We start from the raw sequence: 7,844 nt of genomic DNA on the forward strand, positions 1-7,844 counted from the left end.
GACCGGTGTCGACCTTGGAGATCCAGAACCTGCACGTCACCGTGGAGACGGACGGCGAGGGCCCGCGCGAGATCCTGAAGGGCGTCGACCTGACCGTCCGCAAGGGCGAGACGCACGCGATCATGGGGCCGAACGGCTCCGGCAAGTCGACGCTGTCCTACTCGATCGCCGGCCACCCGAAGTACACGGTGACCGAGGGCTCGATCACGCTGGACGGCGAGGACGTGCTCGCGATGAGCGTCGACGCGCGCGCCCGCGCCGGCATCTTCCTGGCCATGCAGTACCCGGTCGAGGTGCCCGGCGTCTCCGTCTCCAACTTCCTGCGTACCTCCGCCACGGCCGTCCGGGGCGAAGCCCCGAAGCTGCGGCTGTGGATCAAGGAGGTCAAGGAGGCGATGAAGGACCTCGAGGTGGACCCGGCGTTCGCCGAGCGCGGCGTGAACGAGGGCTTCTCCGGCGGTGAGAAGAAGCGCCACGAGATCCTGCAGATGACGCTGCTCAAGCCGAAGATCGCGATCCTCGACGAGACCGACTCCGGCCTCGACGTCGACGCCCTGCGGGTCGTCTCCGCCGGGATCAACACGGTCCGCGCGGCCGGCGAGACCGGCACGTTGCTGATCACGCACTACACCCGGATCCTGCGCTACGTGCAGCCGGAATTCGTACACGTCATGGCCGGCGGGAAGATCGTCGATGAGGGCGGCCCGGAGCTCGCGGCCACGCTGGAAGAAGGCGGCTACGACAAGTACGTCAAGTTCAGCGAGGCGGCATGAGCGAGATGGCTGGCATCCCTGAGTTCGACGTAGAGCTGGTCCGCAAGGACTTCCCGATCCTCGACCGGGTCGTGCACGGCGACAAGCCGCTGGTCTATCTCGACAGCGCGGCGACGTCGCAGAAGCCGCGCGCGGTACTCGACGCCGAGCGTGAGTACTACGAGCTGCACAACGCCAACGTGCACCGCGGTATCCACGCGCTCGCCGAGGAGGCGACCGCGCTCTACGAGGCCGCCCGCGACAAGGTCGCCGCGTTCATCGGCGCGCCCGATCGGCACGAGGTCGTCTTCACCAAGAACTCCTCCGAGGCGCTCAACCTCGTCGCCTACGCGTTCAGCAACGCGGCCGCCTTCGGCGCGGAGGCCGAGCGCTTCCGGCTCGGCCCGGGCGACGAGGTCGTCATCACCGAGATGGAGCACCACTCGAACCTGGTGCCCTGGCAGATGCTCTGCCAGCGCACCGGCGCGACGCTGCGCTGGCTCGGCCTGACCGATGACGGCCGGCTCGACCTGTCCAACCTGGACAAGGTGATCAACCCCCGGACGAAGGTCGTCTCGTTCGTCCACCAGTCGAACATCCTTGGCACCGTCAACCCGGTGGAGACGATCGCCGCCCGCGCCCGCGAGGTCGGTGCGCTGACCGTGGCCGACGGCTCCCAGTCGGTCCCGCACCTGCCGGTCGACGTGGCCAGGCTCGGCGTCGACTTCTTCGCCTTCACCGGGCACAAGATGTGCGGCCCGACCGGCATCGGCGTGCTGTGGGGGCGCCGGGAACTGCTCGAGGTCATGCCGCCGTTCCTCGGCGGCGGCGAGATGATCGAGCTGGTGACGATGGAGGAGAGCACCTACGCCCCGCCGCCGCACCGGTTCGAGGCCGGCACCCCGATGATCGCCCAGGCGGTCGGGCTCGGCACCGCCGTCGACTACCTGACGGGGCTGGCGGGCGGGGCCGGGATGGCCGCCGTCGCCGCGCACGAGCACGCGCTCACCGCCTACGCGCTGGAGCGGCTCGTCGAGGTGCCGGGGCTGCGGATCATCGGCCCGGCCGAGCCCGTCGACCGGGGTGGCGCCATCTCGTTCCTGCTCGCGGGCAAGGACGGGCGGCCGATCCACCCGCACGACGTCGGCCAGGTCCTCGACGAGCAGGGGATCGCCGTCCGCGTCGGCCACCACTGTGCCCGGCCGGTGTGCCTGCGCTACGGCGTTCCCGCGACGACCCGGGCTTCATTCCACCTGTACACCACCACCGGCGAGATCGACGCGCTGGTGGAAGGTCTGGCCGGGGTGCGGAGGTTCTTCGGAGCGTGAAGCTGGACTCGATGTACCAGGAGATCATCCTGGACCATTACCGCAACCCGCACCACCGCGGGCTGCGCGAGCCGTTCGACGCCGAGGTGCACCACGTCAACCCGACCTGCGGCGACGAGGTCACGGTGCGGGTGAAGATCGTCGACGACACGGTCGCGGACGTCTCCTACGAGGGCGAGGGCTGCTCGATCAGCCAGGCGTCCGCGAGCGTGATGACCGACCTGGTCATCGGCCGCAGTGTCGAGGACGCGATGACGCTGGAACGCGAGTTCCTGGCGCTCATGCAGTCCCGCGGCACCGTCGAGCCGGACGAGGACGTCCTCGAGGACGCGGTCGCGTTCGCCGGCGTGTCGAAGTACCCGGCCCGCGTCAAGTGCGCGCTGCTGGGCTGGATGGCCTGGAAGGACGCCACCGCCCAGGTCGTCGACGGGTCCCCCGCCGGCGCCGCCGCCGTGGCATCCCGTCCGCTGGAAGCCGGCTCCGTTCCCGAGCAGGAGAAGCAAGCGTGAGCGCAGGAGTGAGCGAGCGGAGTGGTCGTCCGAGGTACGAGGACGGCCGCGGAGCGAGTGAAGCGACGGAGCGAACCGGAGGCACAGTGACCGACAGCACCGCTCCATCCGATACCGCTCTCGCCGAGGACGCGCCGCTTCCGGAGGCCGTCACGTCGACGGCGCCCGCCGCGGCCGAGGTGCCCGCCGAGCAGTCGCGGCTCACGGTTCCGCCGGTGGACAGGTCGACGATCGAGGACATCGAGGAGGCGATGCGCGACGTCGTCGACCCCGAGCTCGGTATCAACGTCGTCGACCTCGGCCTCGTCTACGGGATCACCGTGGCCGACGACAACGCCGTCACCCTGGACATGACGCTGACGTCGGCCGCCTGCCCGCTCACCGACGTGATCGAGGACCAGGCCCGCACCGCGCTCGTCGACGGCCCGGACTCCCTGGCCACCGACATCACGATCAACTGGGTCTGGATGCCCCCGTGGGGTCCCGACAAGATCACCGAAGACGGCCGCGAACAGCTCCGAGCCCTCGGCTTCAACGTCTGATCGCCGCTATTGGTGCGATCTATGGCGTGGTGCCGGTCTGAAGCAGCCCAGCTGGGCTCGCACGGAGGAGATCACGGCCGTCTCGACGCTGCGGTTCGTGCGGTCAACGCCGCTGGGTAACGCGTCGGCGAGTGAGATCGCCGGGCTGAGCGAGTGGCTTCGCGAGATGGTCGCCTTCTGAGGTGCGAAAAAATCTTGTAACCGTGTGTTTGTGGGTCGGTGCTGGAGGTATACAACTGGTGCCGTCGAGGACGAGCCCGAAGCCAAGTAGGTAAGAACTACGAGGCGGAGGGTCATCGCCCCCGGCGGTTGAAGAGCCCAGGTCCAAGAGGACCTGGGCTCTTTTGGTTGGCTACTGCTACTGCCACTGCCACTGCCGCCAGTCGGTGGTGCTGGCCGGCGGTGTTAGCCGGCGACGAGGGACTCGTAGAGGCGGGCGGTCTGGCGGGCCACGGCGGGCCAGCCGAACTCGGTGACGGCGCGGTCGCGGCCGGCCCGGCCCATGGCGCGGGCGCGGGCGGGGTCGGCCAGGAGCTCGTTCATGGCGGCGGCCAGCGCCGGCGGGTCGTCCGGGGGGACGAGGAGGCCGGTGACGCCGTCGTCGACGACCTCGGGGATGCCGCCGACGCGGGAGGCGACGACCGCCGCGCCGCAGGCCATGGCCTCCAGGTTGACGATGCCGAGCGGCTCGTAGACCGACGGGCAGGCGAACAGCGAGGCGTGCGAGAGCAGCTGGATGACCTCGGGCTTCTGGAGCATTCCGGAGATCCAGATGACGCCGTCGCGGCGGGCGTGGAGGGCGTCGACCAGCTCGGTCACCTCCGCGAGCAGCTCGGGGGTGTCGGGGGCACCGGCGCACAGGACCAGCTGGGCACGCGGATTCAGCTCCGCCGCCGCGCGCAGCAGAACGGGTACGCCCTTCTGCCGGGTGATCCGGCCGACGAAGACCACCGACGGGCGGTCCGGGTCGACGCCGTGCCGCTCCAGCACGTCGGTGCCCAGGTCGGGGGAGTACTCGTCGGTGTCGATCCCGTTGCGGATGACGTGGACCTTCGCTGGGTCGACCCCGGGGTAGGCGTCCAGGATGTCCGTCCTCATGCCGGCGCTCACGGCGACGACGGCGGACGCGGCCTCGATCGCGGTCTTCTCGGCCCAGGACGACAGCCGGTAGCCGCCGCCGAGCTGCTCGGCCTTCCACGGCCGGCGGGGCTCCAGCGAGTGCGACGTCAGCACGTGCGGCACCCCGGCGAGCATCGCCGCCAGGTGCCCGCCCAGGTTCGTGTACCAGGTGTGCGAGTGGACGAGATCGACGCCGCCCAGATCGACGGTCGCCGCGCCTGCCATGGACAGGTCCAGCGAGAACGTGCGAAGGGCGTCGTTCGCGCCGTCCAGCTCGGCCCACGGCCGATGACGCCGCACCACCTGGACCGGGTCGCCGGCGCTGGGCGACGAGCCGACCGGGTCGTCCGCCTTCGGGTCGCCCTCGCAGTGGACGGTCAGGTCGACCAGGCGGGCGAGCTCGCGTGCCAGGTATTCGACGTGCACGCCGGCGCCGCCGTAGACGTTCGGCGGGTACTCCCTGGTCAGCAGCGCGACGCGCATCCCACGTGGTCCTTTTGCTGAGTTGGTGCCGGACGAGGGCGAAACGGCCGGCCTACTCGACGGTGACGCCCTTGCCGACGACGGTGATGCCGTCGGCGCTGACTGTGTATCCGCGGGCCCGGTCATGCTCCTTGTCGACGCCCACCTGGGCGCCGGGCGGGACGACGACGTTCTTGTCGAGGATCGCGTCCCGCACGACCGCCCGCCGGCCGACCACGGTGTTGTTCATGACCACCGCGTTCTCCACCCGGGCCCAGGAGTTCACCCGCACGCCGGGGGACAGGACCGAGCGGCGCAGCAGGCCACCGGAGACGATCACCCCGTTGCTCACGATGCTGTCCACCGCCATGCCGGTGCGGCCAGGGGCGTCCCGGACGAACTTCGCCGGCGGCAGCGACGGCACGCTGGTCAGGATCGGCCAGTGCGGGTTGTACAGGTTGAACACGGGGTCGAGCGTGCACAGGTCCATGTGGGCGTCGAAGTAGGCGTCGATCGTTCCCACGTCCCGCCAGTAGCCCCGGTCGCGCTCCTTGGCGCCCGGCACCTCGTTCTCGCTGAAGTCGTAGACACCGGCCACGCCCTGGTTGACGAGCATCGGGATGATGTCGCCGCCCATGTCGTGCACGCTGTCCGGGTCGGTGGCGTCGGCGTGCAGGGCGTCCAGGAGCACCTTCGTCGAGAAGACGTAGTTGCCCATCGACGCGAACGTCTCGTCGGGCGAGTCGGCGAGCCCCGGCGGGTCCGTCGGCTTCTCGAGGAACTCGTCGATCGTGCGGCCGTCGGCCGCCGGCCGGATGACGCCGAGCCCCTGGGCCTCCGCGCGCGGCACCCGCAGCGCGGCGACCGTCACCCCGGCGCCGGTCTCGATGTGCTGGGCGACCATCTGGCGCGGGTCCATCCGGTAGACGTGGTCCGCGCCGAAGACGACCACGATGTCCGGGGACTCGTCATGAACCAGGTTGAGCGACTGATGGATGGCGTCCGCGCTGCCGGCGAACCACTGCGGGCCGAGGCGCTGCTGCGCTGGTACCGGGGTGATGTAGTTGCCCAGCAGGGTGCTCATCCGCCAGGTGGTGGTGATGTGCCGGTCGAGGCTGTGACTCTTGTACTGGGTGAGGACCGCGATCCGCAGGTAGCCGGCGTTGACCAGGTTGGACAGCGCGAAGTCGATCAGCCGGTACAGCCCGCCGAACGGCACCGCGGGCTTCGCCCGGTCATCTGTGAGGGGCGCGAGCCGCGTCCCCTTGCCGCCGGCGAGTACCAGGCCGAGCACCCGAGGCCCAGGACTCCTCATATCGACCGCTCAGGCGATTCCGGCACATCCAGAAGCCTAGTGCGCGAGGCGTGACCACACACGCCCTTGTCGAGGTCGTTGAGCTGGCATTTCGATGTCCGTCCCGGAACCGACCGGCGAATGGCCCTCAGTAGACCCCGGCACGAACATCGCTCACTCAGCAGCCGAAGCACCCAACCCAACCACCACCCGTGACGGCGCATCAGCGCTGCGCCCGGGGTCCCTGCCGGATCGGCGAAGCCGATCTGGGAGGTCTGCCAGCCACCTCGTCAAGCTGGGACCCAGCTCTACCACCGCCATATGCCAGGGCCCGGAACCACGCGGGGAGGGCGCTCAGCGCCCGACACGGGGCGAGCGCGTCCAGCGTCTCGCCCCGACAGGCATCCCGTGGGCTCGGATGTCCAGCCACAGCTGGTGACGGCGCATTGGCGCAGTGCCTACCCAGCCACCTCGTCAGCCCGGTCCCAGCTCTACCACCGTCATATGCCTGGGCCCGGTACCACGCGGGGAGGGCGCTCAGCGCCCGACACGGGGCGAGCGCGTCCAGCGTCTCGCCCCGACAGTCGGTGCCCGGTGGCGGGCGCGGAGCGTCCGGCCACGGGATCGACCCAGGCGGTTTCCTGGACGGGGGAGCGGCCGATGAGTGGGCTCCACCAGGACTCGTTGTCGCGGTACCAGGCGATCGTCGAGCGCATGCCGTCGGTGAAGTCGATCTGCGGAGCCCAGCCCAGCTCCGCGCGCAGCTTGCCGGAGTCGAGCAGGTAGCGGCGGTCGTGCGACGGGCGGTCCGGGACGATCGTCTTGAGCGTGTCGGGCAGGCCGAGCCCGGCGAGGATCGTGTCGGCGATGGTCTCGATGTCGGCCTCGACGCCGCTGCCGACGTGGTAGGTCTCGCCGACCCGGCCGCGCTCGAGCACCGCGTCGATCGCCCGGCAGTGGTCGGTTACGTGCAGCCACTCGCGCCGGTTCTTCGTGGACGCGTACAGCGGCAGCGGCTCGCCCCGTAGTGCCCGGGTGATGAACAGCGGGATGACCTTCTCCGGGAACTGGTACGGCCCGTAGTTGTTCGAGCAGTTCGTGATGGTGATCGGCAGGCCGTAGGTGTAGCCGTAGGAGCGCACCGCGTGGTCGCTGCCGGCCTTGGCCGCGTTGTAGGGGGTGCGCGGCAGGTAGGGCGAGTCCTCGGTGAAGGCCCCCGGATCGTCGAGGTCCAGGTCGCCGTAGACCTCGCAGGTGGAGATCTGGTGGAACCGGTCGACGCCCACCGTGCGGGCCGCCTCCAGCAGGGCCTGGGTGCCCATCACGTTCGTGGAGAAGAAGTCGCCGGGCCGCAGGATCGCCAGGCTGTTGTGTGACTCGGCGGCGAAGTTGACCACCGTGTCGACCTTGTACTCGCGCAGTAGCCCCTCAATGAGCTCCCGGTCCCGGATGTCGCCGTGGACGAACGTCGCCTCGCCCTCGCCGGCCGCCGCCGGGGCGCCGAGCACGTCGGCGAGGTTCTCGCGCAGGCCGGCGTAGGTGAGCGCGTCGAGCGCGATGATCCGGTCGGTCGGGTGCCAGGTGCGCCAGTAGCGCACGAAGTTCGAACCGATGAACCCAGCGGCACCGGTCACCAACAGCGTCGTCATGGCGTAAGCGGGCCTTTCAGGTCGAGATCAGGGCCAGGGCGGCTGGGAAACGGCGGTCGTTCGGGGGCCGAGCCCGGTGCGCCGGGCGGCATCGGCCACGCGAGGCCGCGGCGTCCGGCCCCGGGCACAGCACCCAACGGCGACACCGGGCCGTCCCCCGCATACACCCGGGCGTCGCGCCGCCCAGCC

General features: G+C 70.3%; 7 protein-coding genes. 4 read left to right on the plus strand and 3 right to left on the minus strand.

What is annotated here, in order from left to right; genetic code table 11:
- Positions 1-5 precede the first annotated feature (5 nt).
- The 4 genes from sufC (at position 6) to QOZ89_RS02150 (ending at position 3,131) form a co-directional block, all read left to right on the plus strand.
- Positions 6-773: a Fe-S cluster assembly ATPase SufC gene (sufC, locus tag QOZ89_RS02135; RefSeq protein WP_071047006.1), complete on the plus strand. Its 768-nt coding sequence runs from the start codon at positions 6-8 to the stop codon at positions 771-773.
- The gene (locus tag QOZ89_RS02140; protein ID WP_397428651.1) at positions 770-2,080 is read left to right on the plus strand and encodes a cysteine desulfurase; all 1,311 of its coding nucleotides are present in this window, start codon (positions 770-772) and stop codon (positions 2,078-2,080) included. The genes sufC and QOZ89_RS02140 overlap by 4 nt, the downstream gene beginning before the upstream one ends.
- Complete coding sequence (gene sufU / locus QOZ89_RS02145; protein WP_071047005.1) at positions 2,077-2,589, plus strand: Fe-S cluster assembly sulfur transfer protein SufU; 513 nt, start codon at positions 2,077-2,079, stop codon at positions 2,587-2,589. Before QOZ89_RS02140 ends, sufU begins: the two co-directional genes overlap by 4 nt.
- An 86-nt stretch (positions 2,590-2,675) precedes the next feature.
- Positions 2,676-3,131, plus strand: a complete 456-nt coding sequence (locus tag QOZ89_RS02150) for a metal-sulfur cluster assembly factor (protein WP_071047004.1) — start codon at positions 2,676-2,678, stop codon at positions 3,129-3,131.
- 405 nt (positions 3,132-3,536) lie between these two features.
- Here the strand turns inward: QOZ89_RS02150 and glgA are convergent, their stop codons facing one another.
- The 3 genes from glgA to rfbB all read right to left on the minus strand — a co-directional run bounded on the left by glgA (position 3,537) and on the right by rfbB (position 7,655).
- Complete coding sequence (glgA, locus tag QOZ89_RS02155) at positions 3,537-4,733, minus strand: glycogen synthase (protein ID WP_071047003.1); 1,197 nt, start codon at positions 4,731-4,733, stop codon at positions 3,537-3,539.
- Positions 4,734-4,785: 52 nt separating this feature from the next.
- On the minus strand, positions 4,786-6,027 hold the full coding sequence (glgC, locus tag QOZ89_RS02160) for a glucose-1-phosphate adenylyltransferase (RefSeq protein WP_071047002.1): 1,242 nt from the start codon (positions 6,025-6,027) through the stop codon (positions 4,786-4,788).
- Between the two features lie 479 nt (positions 6,028-6,506).
- On the minus strand, positions 6,507-7,655 hold the full coding sequence (rfbB, locus tag QOZ89_RS02165; protein WP_312622843.1) for a dTDP-glucose 4,6-dehydratase: 1,149 nt from the start codon (positions 7,653-7,655) through the stop codon (positions 6,507-6,509).
- Positions 7,656-7,844: the final 189 nt, after the last annotated feature.

It is taken from the genome of Pseudofrankia coriaricola, assembly GCF_032027725.1.
In the GTDB taxonomy this organism is placed as follows: Bacteria; Actinomycetota; Actinomycetes; order Frankiales; family Frankiaceae; genus Pseudofrankia.